The sequence below is a fragment of the Bacillus sp. WP8 genome, assembly GCF_000800825.1.
Lineage (GTDB): Bacteria > Bacillota > Bacilli > Bacillales > Bacillaceae > Bacillus > Bacillus safensis.
The window spans coordinates 2,594,048-2,613,906 of sequence record NZ_CP010075.1 but is presented as its reverse complement, the minus strand read 5'-3'; the positions used below and the strand labels follow the sequence as shown (position 1 = coordinate 2,613,906).

General features: G+C 40.3%; 20 protein-coding genes. 9 read left to right on the top strand and 11 right to left on the bottom strand.

Translation table 11 applies throughout. The features are described 5' to 3' along the window. The first annotated feature begins 64 nt into the window (after window positions 1–64). The 5 genes from QR42_RS13120 to QR42_RS19480 all read left to right on the top strand — a co-directional run bounded on the left by QR42_RS13120 (window position 65) and on the right by QR42_RS19480 (window position 4,019). Complete coding sequence (locus tag QR42_RS13120; RefSeq protein WP_024424829.1) at window positions 65–277, top strand: alpha/beta-type small acid-soluble spore protein; 213 nt, start codon at window positions 65–67, stop codon at window positions 275–277. Window positions 278–503: 226 nt separating this feature from the next. Then, window positions 504–2,084, top strand: coding sequence for an acyl-CoA synthetase MbcS (gene mbcS / locus QR42_RS13115; RefSeq protein ID WP_039180637.1), 1,581 nt, complete (start codon window positions 504–506; stop codon window positions 2,082–2,084). 132 nt (window positions 2,085–2,216) lie between these two features. Further along, complete coding sequence (locus QR42_RS13110) at window positions 2,217–2,831, top strand: LysE/ArgO family amino acid transporter (protein ID WP_039180635.1); 615 nt, start codon at window positions 2,217–2,219, stop codon at window positions 2,829–2,831. A 241-nt stretch (window positions 2,832–3,072) separates the two neighbouring features. Continuing rightward, window positions 3,073–3,825: a hypothetical protein gene (locus tag QR42_RS13105; RefSeq protein WP_039180634.1), complete on the top strand. Its 753-nt coding sequence runs from the start codon at window positions 3,073–3,075 to the stop codon at window positions 3,823–3,825. Between the two features lie 17 nt (window positions 3,826–3,842). Continuing rightward, the gene (locus QR42_RS19480; protein WP_180272423.1) at window positions 3,843–4,019 is read left to right on the top strand and encodes a hypothetical protein; all 177 of its coding nucleotides are present in this window, start codon (window positions 3,843–3,845) and stop codon (window positions 4,017–4,019) included. Window positions 4,020–4,071: 52 nt separating this feature from the next. Here QR42_RS19480 and QR42_RS13100 read toward each other — a convergent pair whose 3' ends face one another. Continuing rightward, window positions 4,072–4,503: a MarR family winged helix-turn-helix transcriptional regulator gene (locus QR42_RS13100; RefSeq protein WP_039180631.1), complete on the bottom strand. Its 432-nt coding sequence runs from the start codon at window positions 4,501–4,503 to the stop codon at window positions 4,072–4,074. A 116-nt stretch (window positions 4,504–4,619) separates the two neighbouring features. Between QR42_RS13100 and QR42_RS13095 the strand changes: the two genes are divergently transcribed. After that, a complete protein-coding gene (locus tag QR42_RS13095) occupies window positions 4,620–5,207 on the top strand; it encodes an NAD(P)H-dependent oxidoreductase (protein ID WP_039180628.1) in 588 nt (195 codons plus the stop codon). Between the two features lie 104 nt (window positions 5,208–5,311). After that, window positions 5,312–6,664, top strand: a complete 1,353-nt coding sequence (locus QR42_RS13090; RefSeq protein ID WP_039180626.1) for an amidohydrolase family protein — start codon at window positions 5,312–5,314, stop codon at window positions 6,662–6,664. A 38-nt stretch (window positions 6,665–6,702) separates the two neighbouring features. On the opposite strand, the gene QR42_RS13085 is transcribed toward QR42_RS13090, so the two are convergent. From QR42_RS13085 to QR42_RS13040, 10 genes are all read right to left on the bottom strand, one after another. Then, window positions 6,703–8,640 (bottom strand): ABC transporter permease, encoded by a 1,938-nt coding sequence (locus tag QR42_RS13085; protein WP_039180624.1) that lies wholly within the window; start codon window positions 8,638–8,640, stop codon window positions 6,703–6,705. Beyond that, on the bottom strand, window positions 8,630–9,391 hold the full coding sequence (locus tag QR42_RS13080) for an ABC transporter ATP-binding protein (RefSeq protein WP_024426158.1): 762 nt from the start codon (window positions 9,389–9,391) through the stop codon (window positions 8,630–8,632). The genes QR42_RS13085 and QR42_RS13080 overlap by 11 nt, the downstream gene beginning before the upstream one ends. Window positions 9,392–9,496: 105 nt before the next feature. After that, a complete protein-coding gene (locus QR42_RS13075) occupies window positions 9,497–10,501 on the bottom strand; it encodes a sensor histidine kinase (protein WP_039180619.1) in 1,005 nt (334 codons plus the stop codon). Then, the gene (locus QR42_RS13070) at window positions 10,501–11,190 is read right to left on the bottom strand and encodes a response regulator transcription factor (RefSeq protein ID WP_039180617.1); all 690 of its coding nucleotides are present in this window, start codon (window positions 11,188–11,190) and stop codon (window positions 10,501–10,503) included. The genes QR42_RS13075 and QR42_RS13070 overlap by 1 nt, the downstream gene beginning before the upstream one ends. A gap of 109 nt (window positions 11,191–11,299) precedes the next feature. Continuing rightward, window positions 11,300–12,220 (bottom strand): iron-hydroxamate ABC transporter substrate-binding protein, encoded by a 921-nt coding sequence (locus QR42_RS13065; protein WP_039180614.1) that lies wholly within the window; start codon window positions 12,218–12,220, stop codon window positions 11,300–11,302. Between the two features lie 200 nt (window positions 12,221–12,420). Then, complete coding sequence (locus QR42_RS13060) at window positions 12,421–13,020, bottom strand: response regulator transcription factor (protein WP_039180611.1); 600 nt, start codon at window positions 13,018–13,020, stop codon at window positions 12,421–12,423. Next, window positions 13,017–14,153 (bottom strand): sensor histidine kinase, encoded by a 1,137-nt coding sequence (locus QR42_RS13055; RefSeq protein ID WP_039183258.1) that lies wholly within the window; start codon window positions 14,151–14,153, stop codon window positions 13,017–13,019. The genes QR42_RS13060 and QR42_RS13055 overlap by 4 nt, the downstream gene beginning before the upstream one ends. 110 nt (window positions 14,154–14,263) lie before the next feature. Beyond that, complete coding sequence (locus tag QR42_RS13050; RefSeq protein WP_039180608.1) at window positions 14,264–15,319, bottom strand: Delta(5) desaturase DesA; 1,056 nt, start codon at window positions 15,317–15,319, stop codon at window positions 14,264–14,266. Between the two features lie 189 nt (window positions 15,320–15,508). Continuing rightward, window positions 15,509–16,951, bottom strand: a complete 1,443-nt coding sequence (locus QR42_RS13045) for a DEAD/DEAH box helicase (RefSeq protein ID WP_039180605.1) — start codon at window positions 16,949–16,951, stop codon at window positions 15,509–15,511. 117 nt (window positions 16,952–17,068) lie between these two features. After that, window positions 17,069–17,872 carry an NAD kinase gene (locus QR42_RS13040; protein ID WP_024424814.1) on the bottom strand — a complete coding sequence of 268 codons (804 nt, stop codon included), beginning with the start codon at window positions 17,870–17,872 and terminating at the stop codon, window positions 17,069–17,071. Between the two features lie 445 nt (window positions 17,873–18,317). On the opposite strand from QR42_RS13040, the gene sppA reads away from it, so the two are divergent. Then, the gene (gene sppA, locus QR42_RS13035; protein WP_024424813.1) at window positions 18,318–19,319 is read left to right on the top strand and encodes a signal peptide peptidase SppA; all 1,002 of its coding nucleotides are present in this window, start codon (window positions 18,318–18,320) and stop codon (window positions 19,317–19,319) included. Window positions 19,320–19,333: 14 nt separating this feature from the next. Next, window positions 19,334–19,858 carry an RDD family protein gene (locus tag QR42_RS13030; protein WP_039180602.1) on the top strand — a complete coding sequence of 175 codons (525 nt, stop codon included), beginning with the start codon at window positions 19,334–19,336 and terminating at the stop codon, window positions 19,856–19,858. Window position 19,859 lies beyond the last annotated feature (1 nt).

Genomic DNA, 19,859 nt, shown 5'->3' with positions numbered 1-19,859 from the left:
TAAAATCAATCGCATGAAGTCATGTGTTTCTACACATTCTATATTCACAAGGAGGTGAGAACACATGGCTCAACAAAACAGACAAAGCAGTTCTAACCAATTACTAGTACCAGGCGCTGCACAAGCTATCGACCAAATGAAGTACGAAATCGCTTCTGAATTTGGTGTAAACCTTGGTGCAGAAACAACATCTCGCGCTAACGGATCAGTTGGTGGAGAAATCACTAAGCGTCTTGTATCTTACGCTCAACAACATATGGGTGGCGGATCTTTCTAAGACACACAATTTAAAAGCTATGGCTTATGAGCGGGATCATTCCCGCTCTTTTCTTTTTGTACATATAAATAGTTAGAATATTTTTAAAAAAGGAGACGGATTTAAAAAATTATGGCATAATACTAGGAGTAGGTCCTAATTCAAGCATTTTTCAGTTATGAGTGTTAGAATAGGTAAATTGAAACATGTTTCGTTTCATAAGAAAGAGGCTAAAAGGAGCTGTACCATGAAAAGAGAAGACTTAATTGCACCAGAACAATATAACTTAGTCAGTGAGATTGAAGCGTTCAGTCATGACAAGGAGAAAATGGCCCTGCACTGGCAGGACGGCAATGGGCACGAAGCGCATGTAACATATGCAGCATTAGTGGAAGAGGCAAATAAAATTGGACATGTTTTATTAAATGCAGGCTTCAAAAAAGGCGATAAAATCATTGTGATGGTGCCGCGCATGCTCGAGGCATACAGCATTTATTTAGCGATTTTAAAAACAGGAATGGTCGTGATTCCTTGTTCTGAAATGCTGCGTGCGAAAGATTTAGATTACCGAATTGAACACGCAGAAGCAAAGGGAGCGATCGTTTATTCTTCATTCATTCAATCGTTCGACGGAACCAAACAGCCGAACGATTTTAAAACATTCTCAATCGGTGAAAACGATCATGGATGGACAAACATTCTAGCGCAAAAGGAAGAGCAATCAAACGAACTTGAATTGGCAGATACAAAACGCACAGACATGGCGTTTTTATCCTATACATCAGGTACAACAGGGAACCCAAAAGGGGTTGTTCATACACACGGATGGGCGTATGCACATTTACGTACAGCTGCCAAAGCATGGCTCTCCATTAATGAAGGAGATAAAGTATGGGCGACAGCAGGACCAGGCTGGCAAAAATGGGTGTGGAGTCCCCTCTTATCTGTGTTAGGAAGTGGAGCAGAAGGCTTTGTGTATGGAGGGAAATTCAATCCAAATACATACTTAGAGCTGCTTCAAAAAAATGAAATCAATGTCCTATGCTGTACACCGACAGAATATCGCTTTATGGCAAAAGTAGATGATTTGAGTCAGTACGCGCTGCCGAAGCTGCATAGTGCTGTTTCTGCGGGAGAGCCATTGAACCGTGAAGTCATTGATACATTCAAAAAGCATTTCGATATAGAAGTACGAGACGGCTATGGCCAAACTGAAAGCACACTGCTTGTAGGGGTGCTAAAAGGAATGGATATCAAGCCAGGCAGTATGGGGAAACCAACCCCTGGAAACGAAGTAGATATCATTGATGAGGATGGAAACGTCTGTGCACCTGGAGAAATTGGTGACATTGCTGTCCATCTCGAAACACCGGCTCTATTTAAGGAATATTACAAAGATGAAGAGCGTACAAAGGCGCAGCGCCGAGGAAATTACTTCATTACGGGTGACCGCGCGAAAAAAGACGAAGATGGGTACTTCTGGTTTGAAAGCCGCAGAGATGATATCATTGTCAGCTCAGGCTATACGATCGGACCGTTTGAAGTAGAAGATGCGCTGATCAAGCATCCAGCAGTGAAGGAATGTGCAGTTGTGGCGAGCCCAGATGAAATCAGAGGATCAATCGTGAAAGCATACGTCGTCCTTCGTGATGGAACTGTGCAAAGTGATGAACTGATCAAAGAGCTGCAAACACATGTGAAAAACACAACAGCACCGTACAAATACCCAAGAGAAATCGAATTCATTGACGAATTGCCAAAAACACCGTCAGCGAAAATTCGCCGTGTAGAGCTGAGAGAAAGAGAGCTTGCACGAAAAAGTAAATAATGAAAAAATGAGAAGCGTTTGGATGGAAGCATCCAGCGCTTTTTTTGTACGGAAAATGAAATTCGTTGAAAGCAGGCAGGGTGCTTTATGTTAAAATATGTAGGAATTTCTGAAAAAGGAGAATGTTAGTAGATGTCCATTGCAATCATTCATGGAATTGTACTTGCCTTTGGTCTCATTTTACCTTTGGGCGCACAAAATGTATTTGTATTTCAACAAGGAGCGCTGCAGCCTCGATTATATCGAGCAATGCCTGTCGTCATCACGGCTGCTCTTTGTGACACACTTTTAATTGCTTTAGCTGTCATAGGTGTTTCTGTTGTGGTGTTTACCATTCCAGTGCTGCAAATTGGTCTTTATATTATTGGTTTTTGTTTTTTAGTTTATATGGGATGGTCCGTATGGAACACAAGCTCATCATCAGGTGATCAAGAGAAGCAGAAATTAATGCCTGCTAGAAAACAAATTGTATTTGCTTGTTCCGTTTCTCTTTTAAATCCCCACGCGATTCTCGATACGATTGGTGTCATTGGGACAAATTCGCTGCAATATAGCGGCGCAGAAAAGCTGGCATTCACACTTGCCTGTATCATCGTGTCCTGGTTATGGTTTATTGGTCTCGCCCTTTTAGGGAAGATGTTAGGGAAGTTAGATACAAACGGCAAATGGATGAACCGTATCAATAAAGCTTCCGCGGTCATGATCTGGCTGGTTGCGTTATATATTGCATATCAATTGATTGTATAAGGGTACATAGAGAATAAAACAAAGAAGCGTTTGGACGTAATGATCCAGCGCTTTTTTTGTGTATCGGTAAGACTTTTCAGCCAGTGTCATCATGATTCAGGGAGGAAGATCAGATTCAATTGCCTAGAGGAAATGATAAAGAATAGGTTATATGCTACATTATCACTAGTGGATTTTATTGGTAAAATTTTTTCCTTAAAAGGTTATGATTTTTACTAACTTTACTAAAGGAGTCTGTATGATGAAGATAAGAAAAATGTTTTGTATGTTTTTGTTCATATCACTTTTATTCGGACAATATCCTGTAGGTAACGCTGTTACCATAAAAGAGGACGAGCCTTTTGAAAAGATACAAAATGATAAAACAGCAGAAAAACTCATAAAAAAAGCAAAAAAAAGCTCTCAATTTTTACAGGCAAAAGAATTAGCCCAAAAGAAAGGTTATCTATTAAATGGAGAAAGTGCGGCGGTTCATATACACGCTGCTAAAACAGATGTTGTTTATTTTTATCTGAAAAAGAAGAAGTCAGATAATCAGCTGCTTAACAATGTTTCCTTCATTTCAGTTTCACTGAGTCAAATAAAAGCTCACTATATTCAACTTGCAGAATACGATGGGAAAGGGAATTTGCACTCATATTTTTTTCAAAATGGAAAATTGAAAAATAAGTTTCATATCAACCAAAAAGGGGAGTTTTTAAAAGGATCTTTTACCTATGGTGAAAATGGTGTAAAGCAAGATATGATGGAATTAAATAGAAAAATTGTTCAAATAGATGATTCGGAAATTCAAACGAGTTTTAATTGGAACAAGTTTTGGGACTGCTTAAAAAAGAAAAGCGGCCCTAATGAATCTCTTCCGTTACGTTCAATGGTTCTAGGAGCGTGTTATTATATTTGTTTTACTGGACCTGCTAGCTGTATTGCATGCGCAGTGATTAATGGAGGTATATCAGCGGGATTGGCCGGTTATTGTGTGAAAAAAGTTTGGTGAATAGGGGGGTTTTTAAAATGGCTCATAAAGAACAGCGTAAAGGAGTAGTTCTTGCTGTTTTAGATACGTTAACATTTGGTATACCAGTATTGCTATGGAATTTATATAAGAATACGAATACAACATTGAAATTAATGATCCCGATCATTCCGATTGTTGGTTTCATAACGTATCTTTTAGCATCCCTTCATTAATAAGATACAAAATACTTAGCATGAGCGTAGCGCTCATGCTTTTTTCATTGGGTCATTTTTTAAAAATCGTTTGATTTAATAGACGGAGAGCTTGTACGATATCATCCATTTGTTCTATATCTGAGGGAGATAGGCTGTCTATTAGCATTCTTTCGATATGCTGGAAGGCTTCGTTCATACAAGTACGGCCTTTGTCAGAAAGCATAATGATATGCTTTCGTTTGTCAACACGGTCTTCTTCTCTATCAATGAATTGTTTTTCGTGCAGTTTTTTCAGTTCTCTGCTGACATTTGGAAGAGACATATGCTGACAGTCTGCGATTTCACTAGGGGTAAGCGGTTCGCTGACCGCTAGCTGCTCTAAAATTAAATATTGTAAGGCTGTTAATTCTGGTGGTTTGACTTTGCTCATCAGATCATGTTTTAGCTCTGAAAAAGTAGAAGCAAATGCGACGAATTCCTTGAAGAAATGTGGATGTTGCATGATGATCACCTCCTACGTAACATATCAAATTTATTATCAAAAAACAATTATCATTTGACAACTAATCGAGAGGGGTGTATCATTTTGTTATCAAATGATAACTAAAGGAGAAAAAGATGAATGTACTCATTATTTATACTCACCCTCATCACAATAGTTTAAATGGTGCTTTTTTTAAAGAAATTGTTAGAGGCAGCGAAGAAAATCCAATCGTTCAAGAAGTGAAAATCATCGATTTATATCAAGAAAAATTTGATCCTGTACTTGTTTTTAATGAAGAGAAAAAGAGACGTGATATGCATAAAGATCCTGACATTCGCGAGTATCAGGATAAGATCATGTGGGCGGATAAAATCGTGTTCGTTTATCCCATTTGGTGGGGGCGGCCGCCAGCTATGCTGCTTGGCTTTATTGACCGCCTGTTTGCTGCGAATTTCGCTTATCGTCAAACAGGCGGTCTGCTGCCAGAAGGATTATTAAAAGGGAAAAGTGCCGTTTGTGTAACGACAATGCAAGGACCAACCAACTACCCTTTGTTCTTTTTACAAAATGCGCACAAGATGTTAATGAAACGAGCTCTCTTACAATATGTCGGAATCAAACCTGTGAAGTTCTTTGAGTTTGGGATGATGGAAAGTCCAAAAGGGAAGCATGACATCAAATTAAAACGCACATACAACTATTTCAGAAACATCAGCTCTTAACATATTGGGATAAGTCACTTTTCTTCTAATTTGATCCTGTTCTGTTTTAAAATGACATTGAGGCGGGGTCACTTAATCCTCGTCATTTGAAAAGGGGGATATGGATGAAGAAAATATTGTTTAAAGATGCAGCACTCTTAACACTTGATCCATCTTTAGGTTTTCTTGAAAAGGGAGATTTATTAATTGAAGGGAAACACATTTTAGAAGTTGGACCTTCAATTGAAGTAAGTGATGCTGACATTGTTGATGCATCTGATATGGTCATCATGCCAGGTCTTGTAGATACACATCGGCATGTGTGGCAGTCTGTCATCCGGGGCATAGGTACAGATTGGTCTTTGCAGACATATTTAAGCAAAATCTATTATGGCAACTATGGAGCAATGAGACGCCCATCCGACGATCGAATCGCCAATTATTTAGGGGCATTAGAGGCTTTAGATGCAGGTGTGACCACGTTTTTAGATTGGACGATGATCAATTCATTGGATCATACAGAAGAGCTCATTGGAGGATTAAAAGATGCGGGCATACGAGCTGTTTTTGCTTTTGGTTCCTCTGGAGATGCTGAATATTGGGATAGAGAGAGTACGCTCACTAATATGGAGGACGCAGCCCGTGTGAAAAAAGCGCATTTTCAATCATCAGATCAGCTTTTAACAATGGGACTTGCGATTCGTGGTCCAGAGTTTTCTTCATGGGAGACGTCGGTATTTGAAATTGAAACAGCTCGGTCTCTAGATGCTCTATGTAGTATGCACATCGGCTTTGGAAATTGGGGAGCGGAGGATCGATCGATTGAGCGGCTTCACAAAGCAGGATTGCTCGGACCGGATTTGAACATGGTGCATATTAACGCAATCGATGCGGATCAAATGAAGATGCTGGCAGACAGCGGAAGCTCCATATCGATTACCCCTGAAATTGAAATGATGATGGGTCACGGTTATCCTGTCACAGGACTTGCGATTGAACAAGGTGTTCTTCCAACGCTCGGTGTAGACGTAGTGACAGCGACAGGAGGAGATTTGTTTGCTCAAATGAAATTCGGGCTTCAGGCAGAGCGCGCGATCCAAAATCAATCGTTGTTGATGGATGGGATCATGCCGGGACCTGACCTTGGGCTGTCTGCTCATCAAATGCTTGAGGCTGCGACGATCAATGGCGCTCGTGCATTACAGCTTGATCATAAAATTGGGTCGCTTACACCTGGGAAAGAAGCGGATTTTATTTTGATCGATCGGACAAGCATGAATCTTCTTCCGATGACAGATCCGGCTGGAGCAGTTGTCCAAACGGCACATCCTTCAAATGTTGATTCTGTTTATGTGGCTGGAAAAGCAGTGAAACAAAACGGAAAGCTAGTCGGTGTGAACCTAGAAGAGGTCAAACGAAAAGCTTATGCGGCAAGAGACCATATTTTATCACACAAGTTTGAATCAACACCTTCATAATTAAAATAACCCCATAGGCGTTGCCTATGGGGAATTGATTACAAGGAATCCTTAATGACCTTTTTATAATATTGGACAGATAGGAATCCGAAGATAGAATAGAGGACAGTGTAAATCGACATAACGATGAGCATTGGAGTCCACAATTCTCCGCCGAATAAAAACCAGCCTGATTGTACAGCAAAGTAGCTGTGCAGCAATCCGACGATGAGCGGAATCCCAAAGTTAAACAGCTGTTTAAGCCGGATGCCTTTTAATAGGTCCTTCTCAGTAAAACCAAGCTTACGCAAGATCGTATAGGAGCTTTGTTCCTCTTCACTTTCATTCATTTGTTTAAAGTATAAAATACAGCCAGATGTGACAAGGAAGCTAAGGCCTAAAAACCCGACCACAAACATCATCAGTCCTATTGTTTGTTTTTGCTGCTGAGCTGAAGCTAATTGAGACATGCTGTTGTCACTTAGTTTTAAAGATGTAAACACGCTATTTGCTTGTTCAAGATTTTTATCATCTTTTATATTGACTGAGATATATTGGCTATTTTCAAGCTGTAGCTTTGGATCTTTTTGTTGATCGAGCTGCTCAAAAACATCTTGACTCACGACGGCAACAGGTAGACCGCCAAAAGTGAAGTTGTAAGAAATGAGATAATCTTTCTTCATATCTATGACTTTCAAATCAAGCGGTTTCTTAATGAGAAGCTTCACATCGCCTGAGCTTTGAATCGGCATGATTTTCTTTAATAGATCACTGTAGCCGCTTAAAATAACTTCGTTGTTCTCCACATGAAAATTTGGTGCATTTTTCTCACTGATCACAGGCAGTGTCAATACGCCTGGATCATTCTTCATATTTTTCACCTCTGAATCCACTATTTTTTTCGCATCAAATTTCGCTTGAATCACTTTGAACTGCTTTTGATCATAAGCAATATGTTTGTCAGAAAGTGCACGAGTGAAGGTTGCTGCTTCTTTTTCTGAGCCCATGGCGAAATGAGCTGGAATCATCTGCTCAGCGGTTTTTTCTGCTGAGTAATAGGAAATGTAGCTAAGAGCCAGCAAACCGATGGCAAGTGCAGATACGGTTGTAATAATCGTTAAAAGCAGTGCATTTGATTTTAGCCGGAACATAATGGATGACAGAGATAATACTTCATGAATGGCGAGATAGCCATTTTTTCTTTTACGTACAATATTGGCAATGAAAGAAACAGAGCCTTTGTAAAAAAGAAAGGTACCGATGATAACAGAGGCTAGAATATAAATCATGGCTAAAAGTAACTCAAACATGGACGTATATGAGCCGGTAAAAAGCTTAGAAGAAATATAATAGCCTGAGCTGATCAAGACAATACCGAACACTCCAATGATGATTTCAAACACAGAGATCTTTTTCACACGCTGTTCTGTCGAAGACGTTGTTCTAAACAAAGATAAAATCGTTTGTTTATTAATAAAACGTCTATTTCTCAGCATAATCAATCCATAGATAATAAAAAAGACAATGAGTGTTTGCAGAAGGGCCATGCCCGAAAAATGCAGATTGGCGATGGCATTAACACCAGTCACTTTAAATAACACCATCAGCATCAGCTTTGAACCGATAAAGCCTGCAATGATGCCGATAGTCATGGCTGTCATGTATAGAATAAAGTTCTCTGCATTGAGCAGTCTGGAAATTTTTTGTTTCGTCATACCAATGAGCTGCAGGAGACCTATTTCTTTTCCTCTGCGCTTAATAAAAATGCTATTCGCATATAGCAGGAAAATACCGACGATGGCTATAAGCAGAACCGAAGCGGCTTTAATCGAAGCACCGCCTTTAATGGAGCCTTTTACATCATCAAGTGCTGGTGAGTATTGCAAGGTGACAAAGGAAAAATAGAGCGCCACACTAAACACGAGAGCAAACACATATAAATAGTAATTCTTCAAATTTTTCTTCAGGTTACGAAAGATGAGCTGATTAATGTTCATGCTTCACACCGCCTAAGACACCTTGCGTTTTCATAATATCCTCGAAAAACATTTTTCTTTCTAAAGCGCCTTTATTCAACTGTGTATAAATCTGTCCATCCTTGATAAAAATGACGCGGCTTGAATAGCTGGCTGCGACAGGATCATGTGTCACCATCACAATGGTCGCTTTTCGTTTGCGATTGAAATCTTGCAGTTTGTTGAGCAGGTCAGATGCCGATTTGGAATCAAGTGCCCCTGTAGGTTCATCAGCGAAAATAAGACTTGGTTCATGAATGAAGGCACGAACCGCCGATGTCCGCTGCTTTTGTCCGCCAGAGAGTTCGTTCGGGTATTTGTCTCTTAGTTCATAAATCCCCATGTCTTCTGCAAGCTGTTGAAAACGTTCAAAAGCTTCTTTTTTTGGCGTTTTGGAGATGGATAAAGGCAAAAGGATGTTTTCTTTGACTGTGAGTGTATCAAGTAAATTATAATCTTGAAAAACAAAGCCAAGCTGCTTTTTTCTAAATTCCGCAAGCTGCTGATCCTTCATTTGCGTCATCTCAGCATCTGCAATACGAATGGATCCGCTGGACACATGATCGATAGACGACAATACGTTCAGAAGGGTTGTTTTCCCCGAGCCTGATGGCCCCATGATACTGACAAATTCCCCGGCTTCAATGGTTAAATCAATACCACTCAGCACCTCTTGTTTGTTGAATTTATTTCCATAGCTTTTATAAATTTTGCGAGCTTCTAAAATGTTCATTTGCTGAACCCCTTTTTCTTTTAATTGATAACTCTAGTATAAAAAGAAGCCTGCCAGACGTCCTTCGATTTGGCGAACAAAACAGACGAGCATGTGACATTGTTGTCACATGCTCGCAATATGAACAAAATCATTCTTTTTCGGAAAGGTGAAGGTGAAGGTTGTACCTTGATCTATCGTGGAGTTGACCTCGATTGTGATATGAAGAGCGTCTGCTCCTTTTTTCGTTAAATAGAGCCCCATTCCTGTTGAGGCGGTGTCATTGTGATGTCTTGTCGAGGTAAAGCCTTTTTCAAAAATACGAGAGATGTCTCTTGAATCAATTCCTCTGCCTTGATCTGTGATCGTCAGCATGACTTGGTCATTTATTTGCTTGCTTTCAATGACAATATCAGATGAATGGCTGTATTTGACTGCATTTGTGAGTACCTGTCTGATCATAAAGGATAACCATTTTATATCACTTAATACGGTCCGTTCCTCCAGCGCCAGCTCAAAGCCGATTCCTTTTTGCATGCACCATGATTGGAGCGCTTTGATTTCCTTTGCGATGATGCTTTGCAGGTCCAGCTTTTCAATGAATAAATCATTTTCGATATGACGTACTCTGCTTTGGTGCAGCTGGGCATCAAGTAATAAATGTATTCTGAGCCACTCGTATGTCATATTGAATTTCAGCTGCTGATCTGTTAAGCGGTCAATCATTAAGCGCATCGCTGTAAGGGGGGTTTTGACCTCATGTATCCAAGAGAGCAATTCATCTTTTTCTTCTTCGAGAGCGATTTTCTGCTCTGCTGCCATTCGCCGGTAGCGTGCAATTTGCTCTGACGTCGCATCATGTATGAGCTGCTCAAATGGGGAAGAGGGGGTTAGCCGCATTTGATGTTCAATGTCATCATCCCATTCTTTCAACCTCTCATAATAAGCCGTTTCTTTTCGGTATCGAAAAAAGAGAAATACAATCATGAGAAACGTAGACAATAGCACAATATAGAAAAGAGAAGCGATGGGAATGGTCGTATCCAAATAAGCAACAAATAGAATGAGGAGCTGCAAACTAAGAAAGAAAAGAATCCAGCTTCTTCGTTCTTTTAAAAATGCTTGCAGCATCATTGATCATCCTTTTCTTTTGCAAGATAGCCTTGACCCACTTTTGTCTCAATGAAGGCGCCAAGGGAGATCTCGTCTAGTTTTTTTCTGAGCCGGTTGACGTTTACAGTCAGTGTATTGTCACTGACAAACCGTTCATCCTCCCACAATGCTTGAATGAGTGATTCCCGGCTGACGATATGATTTTTATGCTGAATCAATTCCTTGAGAATAAATAACTCATTTTTTGTTAATTCAACCTCACCGTGATTATTTGTTACGGTGTTTTTTTCTAGGTCAATGGCAGCGCCGCACCACATCTTTAGGCTGGCCGGCTCTGCATTATAATCATGCACGCGGCGAAGAACAGCATTAATTTTGGCAATGAGCACGTCAAAGTGGAAGGGCTTTTGCACAAAATCATCGGCTCCGAGCTGCATCGACATGACCATATCAGCAGGGTGGTCTCTTGAGGAGAGGAAGATGATTGGAACATTTGAATGATGCCGAATCATCCGGCACCAGTGAAAGCCATCGTATTTTGGCAGCTGTATATCAATAATGACGAGATCAGGCTGGACAGATGTGAATTCCTGCAGCACCTGATGAAAATCTTGAATCCCATAAACATCATAGGACCAGTTGACTAGACGTTCTTTGATTTCTTGGAAGAGGGTTGTATCATCTTCAATTAGTAAAATCTTAAACAAAATCAGCACCACACTTTTTGTATTCGCTTGTTGTCATTGTAGCGGAAAAAGGACCATGCCGCTAGAAGCAGACAAGAAAAAAGCAAGGGAAGAGATCCCTTGCTTCAGCTTATTTACCTAAAAAGTGCTTTTTAAAGAATGAGAGTTGGTATTCAAGTGTGATCGGGTCATTAAAATAGAATTCTTCTGCATTGGCCTCATACACACGATGTTTTTTGACAGCTGGGATGGACTTGTAAATTTTACTGTTTTGATAGGAATTGTCCATTTCGCTGTTTTTACTAATGATCATATAATCTCCAGCAAATTCAGGAATGACCTCCTGTGAAACTGCATAGTAGCCGGCTTTTAATGCTTTTTCTTTCACTTTCTCAGGCATTTTCAGTTTCATTTCCTGGTAGAGGATTTCTGTTCCGCGGCCCCATGCATCTCCAAAGACGTAGAGCTCTTTTGTGCCACTTTCAAAGACAGAAACTGTTGCATCTTTACCGATTTTTGCTTTGATTTCTTTTCCAGCTTCATCTGCACGTTTTTTGAAATCTTTTACCCAAGCTTTGGCTTCTTTTTCTTTGTTTAATACTTTTCCAATTTCAATGTGCTGCTGAAGGTAATCGACTTTGTTATACGTAAACAAAACGGTTGGTGCGATTTTTTTGAGTTTTTCTACATTTTTAGTATTGCTTAAGCCAATGATGACATCAGGCTTTAGCTTCATAATTTTCTCTACATTAGCATCCGATACTTCTTCCACATTTTTTAATTCTTTTTGGAAGCGCGGATTCTTTTTTGACCAAGAGTCAACGCCAACGATGTTCACACCAAGTGACATGACACTACCTGCGTAAGAACCTAGAACAACAACACGTTTTGGATGCGCTGGCAGCTTCACAGGGCCATTTTCAGATTGATATGTAATTTTGTCTGATGATGTTGATTGATTTCCTTTATTTGAGGAAGAGCTGCTGCTATTGCCACATGCGCTCAATGCAAGTACAAAGATGAGCATCAGAGGGAACAATATTTTCTTCATGAATGTAGACTCCTTTGAAATCGGCACATAGCCGTATATTTGGTTGAATTAGTGATAATGATAATTATTATCACTTGGATATCATATCATAGGACTGTGGGCTGTTGTCAATGACATTTTGATAGCTGGTGATAAAAAATAAAGAAGAGATTTTTTATCAAAAAAAAAGATCAAGGCAGCGTGTGTCCTGATCTTTTTTCTTATTTAAACCAGCCTTTTTCTTTTGAGCGGGTAATGGCTTCGATGCGGTTCTTCACTTCTAACTTATCTAAAATAATGGAAATGTAGTTCCGGACAGTGCCACTTTTAATGCTGAGTTCTTTTGCAATTTCTTTTGTGTTTTTACCGTCTGCGACGAGTTCAAGGACCGATTTCTCTCGCTCCGTTAAAGGATTTTCATCACTATATAAGTCTTCCATTAATTCAGGGGCATACACCTTTTTCCCTTTCATCACACTGCGAATCGCACTTGCGAGTTCCTCGCTGGGGCTGTCTTTCAGCATATAGCCGCTGACGCCAGCTTTTAACGCTCTTTGGAAATAACCAGAGCGGGCAAAGGTCGTCAAAATGATGATTTTCACATCTGATCCTTTAAGCTCTTCCGCTGCATCAAGTCCAGATTTCCCCGGCATTTCAATATCCATTAAGCAAATATCAACAGCGTGTGTTTTGGCAAAATCGATGGCATCTTGACCATTAGTACCCTTTCCAACAACCGTCATATCGTCTTCTAAATCAAGAAGTGAACCGAGTGCACCAAGCAGCATTTGCTGATCTTCTGCGATAAAGATGTTGATCATTTCATCCCCTCCTTTTCTTTTGCTGCTGAATCATTTGGAATGATCATAATGAGCTTTGTCCCGTCCTTTGTCTCAATACGCAGGCGGCCATTTGCAAATTCCAATCTTTCTCTTATTCCTAAAAGGCCGTGTCCTTTCGTTTGAGAGGATGGATAGTCGCCTTTAAATGTTCCGTCATCCTCAACGGTGATGATCGCTTCCTTTGATTTTTGGTGAATGGTGATTTTACAAACCGTCGCGCCACTATGTTTGACGACATTCGTCACCGCCTCTTTGATGCACATACTCACAATGTTTTCGTTCAGAAGTGAGATATGTTTCGGTGCTTCCTTTTCATCATAGACCAATTCAATTCCAGCTGCTTCGAGAATTTGCTCGATGTTCGACATTTCATCTTTAATTCGGATGCCTTTCATAGAGGAAACAATCTTTCGCACCTCATTGAGAGACGTTCTGGCAGTCTGCTGGACGCTTTTGAGTTCGGCCCGAGCCTGTTCAGGGTCTTTATACACGAGTTTACGGGCAAGATCACTTTTTAAACCGATCAAAGAAAGCTTTTGTCCAAGGGTGTCATGCAGGTCGCGTGCAATGCGCTGCCTTTCTTCAAGTTTCACAAGATCAGCAATCCGTTCATTGGCATATTCTAATTTCTCCTCAAGCCGTTCACGTTCCTTCCTGCTTCGAATGCTGAGAGGAAGAAGGATGGCACTAATCAGTGTGATGACGACAAAAGGAATTTGTGTGAGGAACCAGCCCTTTTTTAAGATCAAACTAAAGTTCACTGCCACGGCGGCGCTCGCCAGATGGATATAGTACAAGATATAAAAGGGGACTTTTCGTTTGATATGTCCGTTAAAATAGGCGATGCAAAAAGCGAAATAAATATAGCTGTAGAGCATCACATAACCAGTTGAAATACCGATCAATAAAAGACCGAAGACATATAAAGACCAGCCTTTTGCGACAAACGCAAAACGATACACAGCGAAAAAGACGACGTTCAAAATAATGCCGATCACAATGCCTAAAGTCGAAGGTGTCTTAAAGATAAAATAGAAGGGCAGGATGAAAAAAATGGCCCATATATAAGGGGAAATCCCATGCAATTTTTGAATTTTAAACTGTTTTTTCATCCGTGTGCCACCTTTTTCATTCTTTTTCCTTACTTTATCAAATTCAACATGCGGCTGCATCCTGTAAATGATAACAAGCTCCTTCTAGTGTAAGAAAGAGCTTGAACCAATTATGCATTTTTCTTCAGAATGTCTCCTTTGATAACAGGGACGTTCATCTTCTTAGATTGCCTTGCCTCTTTGAAGGTAACGAATGCTTTCGTTTCTTCATCCCACAATCTAAATTTCATGGATTCAATACTTGTTTTTAATGTAATGGTTGGGACATTTTGCAACGGTTCACTTTGCTCATGAGCATGCTCTAAATGATAATTCGGTACTCTTGGGCTTAAATGATGAACATGATGGTAACCGATATTACCTGTTAACCATTGAAGAAGCTTTGGTAATTTGTAAAAAGAGCTTCCTTCAACAGCTGCCTGCACATAGTTCCAATGTTCATCTGCTTCAAAGTAAGAATCCTCAAACGTATGCTGTACATAAAACAACCATACACCGATAGATCCTGAGATTAGGAAGATCGGACCTTGAACAAGCAGGAATTCCTGCCAGCCAAAAAGAAGACATGTTACGGCTGCTAACGCAATGATGCTCACGTTTGTGAAATACGTGTTCCAACGCTCTTTTTTACGAGCATTTTTGACGTTGAAACGGTTTTTTAAGAGAAAGACAAAGATCGGTCCTAAAATAAACATCACAAAAGGGTTACGATAAAATCTGTAGCGAAATTTCGTCCATGCTGATGCTTCTTGATATTCTTTGACTGTTAGGAGCCAAATGTCGCCAGTACCTCGTTTGTCTAAATTACTGCTTGTGGCATGGTGAATTGAATGATCTCGTTGCCATTGAAGATAAGGGAAAAGGGTGAGTACACCCGTTAAAAAGCCGAACAGGTGATTTAGCGGCTTCTGTTTAAAAAAGGATTGATGGCAGCAGTCGTGAAAAATAATAAAGACACGTACTAAAAACCCAGCTGCAATAACCGCAAAGAAGAGGGTTAAAAGGTAGGAGATATTCAGACTATAATAGGCAAGAAACCAAAGCCCTAAAAATGGAATGAATGTATTAAAGAGTTGAATGATACTTTTTTTCGAATCAGCACCAGAGAATTGACCCACTTGTTTTCTTAAAGTAGCTTGCTGCTGTGTGTTTGTTGAAGTCGTCATGAACGTTCAAGTCCTTTCCGTTTCTTTCTACTTCAAAGTATAGAAGGAAAGGTGTCATGCTCATAGTAGCACCCATCATGTATTCAATATGACATTTGTCATGTTTGTCATCAAAAAGGCTGATGGGATCAACGTTTGTGCGCTTATTACATCATCAATAAAAAAGTAAAGGCGCTGGGCCTTTACTTTTTATGAACGTGCTTCATGTACTTTTAACTGCTTGCCTTTAATGGTTGTGTGGCGCATGGCATTCAGCACAAGAGGACCTTTGCCGTTTAAAATATCTACATATGTTTTCGTGTCTTGAATCGTAATAATCCCAATGTCATCGAATGCAACGCCATCTAATTTGGCAATGGTCCCAACGAAATCAACAGCTCGCAGCTTCTTTTTCTTTCCGCCGTTAAAATAAAGCTTCATAATATCCTTCTCAACGCCTGCCTGTTTATTTTCCTTTTGAACAGGCGTTTCAATCTTTTCTTCAAAGCTTTCTACATGCTTCTCTGCTTCTTCCTTCGTTGGATAAGGCTGAGTTTGAAAATCTATGCCGGCATCCTGCTTTAATTCATCAATAAGCGGCTTAGCATTCTTTGTCATAAACGCAATCGTTTTTCCGCTTTTTCCCGCTCTGCCTGTTCTACCAGTTCGGTGAATATAGCGCTCTTTTTCATAAGGAAGATCATAATGAATGACATGTGTCATATCACTAACATCAATTCCCCGGGCTGCTATATCTGTTGCGATCAGATAACGGAATTCACCTTTTTTAAATTCATCCATCACATCAAAGCGGTCTTCCTGTCTCATGCCGCCGTGAATTTTGTCACAGGGCACATCCCATTCATCCAGCTTCATCGTGAGTTCATTCACCCGGTCCTGTGTATTACAGAAAATAATGCAGCTATCTGGATTTTCAATGACGATCGTCCGCTGAAGAAGGGAGAATTTCGATTCCTCTTCTGTTTCAATTACGGTATGGGTGATTTGCTGTACAGACGTTTCTTCACGTGCGATCTCAATGATTTTCGGTGATTGTAAAAATTGTTCGCTCAATTTCTTCATATCTTCAGACATTGTCGCTGAAAATAGCATCGACATGCGCTTTGGCGGCAGATACTGAATAATAGAAGAAACCTGATCGATAAATCCCATGTTCAGCATTTCATCCGCTTCATCTAACACGAAAAATTTGAGATTTTCTAAAGAAAGGGTGCCTTTCTCAAGGTGATCCAAAATGCGGCCTGGTGTCCCGCACACAATATGATTTTTCTGTGAAAGCTCTACTTTCTGCGCTTGAAAAGAGGCTTTTCCAAAAATGGCTGCGGCTTTGATTCGTTTGAATCGTCCAAGGCTTGTGAGGTCTTGTTTGACCTGCATGGCGAGTTCTCGTGTCGGAACGAGGATAAGGGCTTGAGGCTTATTTTCAGCCCAATCAACCATTTCACAAATCGGCAGACCATATGCTGCAGTCTTGCCGCTGCCAGTCTGAGATTTGACGATTAAATCCTGCTTTGAAAAAGCAACAGATAATGTCTCGTGCTGAACGGGTGTAGGTGTATGGAAGTGAAGCGCTTCTAGCGCTTGTTTCAATTCATCACTTAATGGATATTGATCAAAATGTTGTAATGTCATCGTGTTCTCCTTTTCGTACATTCATACTTGTGACATCATACCATAACCATGACCGTGAATGAAAAGACATAAAAAAAGCCCCATAAAGGAGCTTTAAACCCTCAATAATCTGAAAGATTAAAGGAATCTGCGTTTTACTTTTTCCCAGTAAGAGTTGTCTTTTAATTTCACCGTTTTAATCACTTTTCCTGAAAGGCCAATGTCAATTTGTTTGACGTGTTTTGTGCCGAGCGCTTCGTTATCAAGCCCGATAATTGGATGATCGTTTCCATCCTGCACCACCTTCAGCGTCAGCTTGCGGTCACTGCTTAAGATGAAAGGAGCACCTAATGTACGGTACGAGTTGTTATTCAGCGATGCAAGCTCTGTGACTTGCATACATGGAAGCATCGGATCAACCACTGCGCCGCTCACGGATTTATTGTAAGCCGTTGAGCCAGTCGGAGTGGAAATAATCATGCCGTCGCCTCTAAAAGTTTCAAAGTGGAAATCATCTATATACACATCGATCACAAATGTTTTAATAATGCTGGAGCGGATCGACAGTTCATTTAAGCAATGGAACTGATTTGTACTGTCAACGCTTACATCGATGATCGGATATTTTCTCACTTCAAGCTGTTCAGTGTTCATGGCATCAATCATTTTATCAAAATGCTCTAACGAGAAATCACAGTATAGGTGCGTATTCTCTGATTTTGATACCCCTACATACAAGCAGTCATCCCGGAAGTTCGTTTTGCGGACTGCTTGAAGAAATGTGCCATCCCCACCAATTGAAGCAATAATATGGGCATCCTCTGCACGCTTGACGACGTGAAAGCCTTGATCGGTAGCGAGCTTCTCGAGAGAAGAAATGTGTCCATCCAATTCATGATCTTTTTTGTAAAAGAAAAATACATTGCGTCGATTGTCTGTCATTGACGTTCTCCCCTTTGCTGTCAAAAATAATTTCCAATGATAAAGGGCTTACATGAAAACCCTTGCTCACATTTTACACTTTTTTCATATGAAAGTAAAAACATTAGAGAGAACATCTAATGATCAGATTTGCATGATGAGAAATGAGTCGATGTGAGTGATTCAAAATGGCTGAATCCTGAGCATAATTGAATAGCCGTTTTCTCATGAAAGAATGGTTTAGGTGTTTCGTTGCGGTGAAGATCTAGCCTATTAGGTGCAGAGAGAGGATAAAAAAGCCAATTTTTCGTCATGCGCTTGTCTACGTAGACGATGTAAAGTTGATCGTTATTTAAGAGAGGTGCTATCATATGCCTACATGAAATGTAAAAAAACCACAATTCCTGTGAAACATTTCATGTGGGCATTCGTATGAATGAAGTGAGACAAAAAGGAGGAGAAAAAGATGAATGCGAAAAGATGGGTAGCGCTAATTATTGCACTTGGTGTTTTCGGATTTTCAATTGTGATTAGTGTCACGATGGCCTTGTTCGATAGCTTCAATGACAATAAAATGAGCTATCAATTTGGGGATGAAATAGAAGAGAAGGTACTAGAGAATGGCAGCGGTGCAGGCAAGATTGCTGTTCTTGAGATTAATGGAACCATTCAAGATAATGGCGGCGCCTCGAGCCTACTAGGCGGAGAAGGGTATGATCATCGTGCATTCCTCAAGGAACTAGATAAAGCGAAAGAGGATGCTTCGGTAAAAGGCGTACTGCTGCGCGTTAACTCTCCTGGCGGCGGTGTCTATGAAAGTGCTGAAATACATAAAAAATTAGAAGAAGTGAAAAAAGCGAAGAAGCCGATTTACGTATCTATGGGCTCAATGGCAGCTTCTGGCGGCTACTACGTGTCAACTCCAGCGAAGAAAATCTTTGCTTCACCTGAAACATTAACAGGATCACTAGGTGTTATTATGCAAAGCTTGAATTATTCAAAGCTGGCAGATAATTTGGGCATTAAATATGAAACGATTAAGAGCGGAAAGTTCAAAGACATCATGTCTCCTAACCGTGATATGACAAAAGATGAGCGTAATATCATGCAAAGCATGGTCGATAACTCTTACGAAGGATTTGTCAAAGTGATCTCTGAAGGACGGGGCATGTCAAAACAGGAAGTCAAGAAAATTGCTGACGGCCGAGTATATGACGGGACACAGGCAAAATCGAACGGATTAGTCGATGAGCTTGGGTATTATGAAGATGCATTAAAAGCGATGAAGAAAAATGAAAAAGGCTTAAAAGGAGCAACAGTGGTCAGCTATTCTCAAAGCTTTGGCTGGAACTCTCTCTTCAACATGAGTGCAAGCAAGCTCTTTAAAAGCGAAATTGATTTTCTGAATTTAAAAGAAACACTGGCTGGCTCAAATGGGTCTAAACCGATGTATCTCTATTCAAAATAAAGGAGGGATCATAGATGGATTCTACATTCGATGAAGTAAGCGAAAGCCGCAGCCAAGAGGAAGAATCGAAGCCGGCCTTTGTGAAGCGCGCTTCAATTGAAGCACAGGCGTTTGCAGGTTTTTGGATTAGATTTTGGGCGTTTATTCTTGATTGGCTCGTCGTCTGGGGTGTCAACCATTTGACGGTTTCTCCAATCTTTAGTCTGTTTGGTTGGTCCAAAGGAGGGGGATGGTTTTCTCCATTTTCCGTCACAACGACGATTGTATTCCTCCTTTATTTCGCCATCATGACGAAAATCTTTCAGCAAACACTCGGCAAGATGGTGTTTGGGATTAAAGTGGTCTCACTTCAGCCTGAGAAGAAGCTGGCATGGGATGTTATTTTCTTTAGAGAGATTGTGGGACGTTACATTAATACGATCTTTGTTCTCTATGCAGTCGTTGGGTTCTCGCCGAAAAAGCAAGGGGTTCATGATTACTTTGCTGATACGGTGGTCGTCCATGAACATTTATATGAAAAAACAGAATCAAACGTATAAT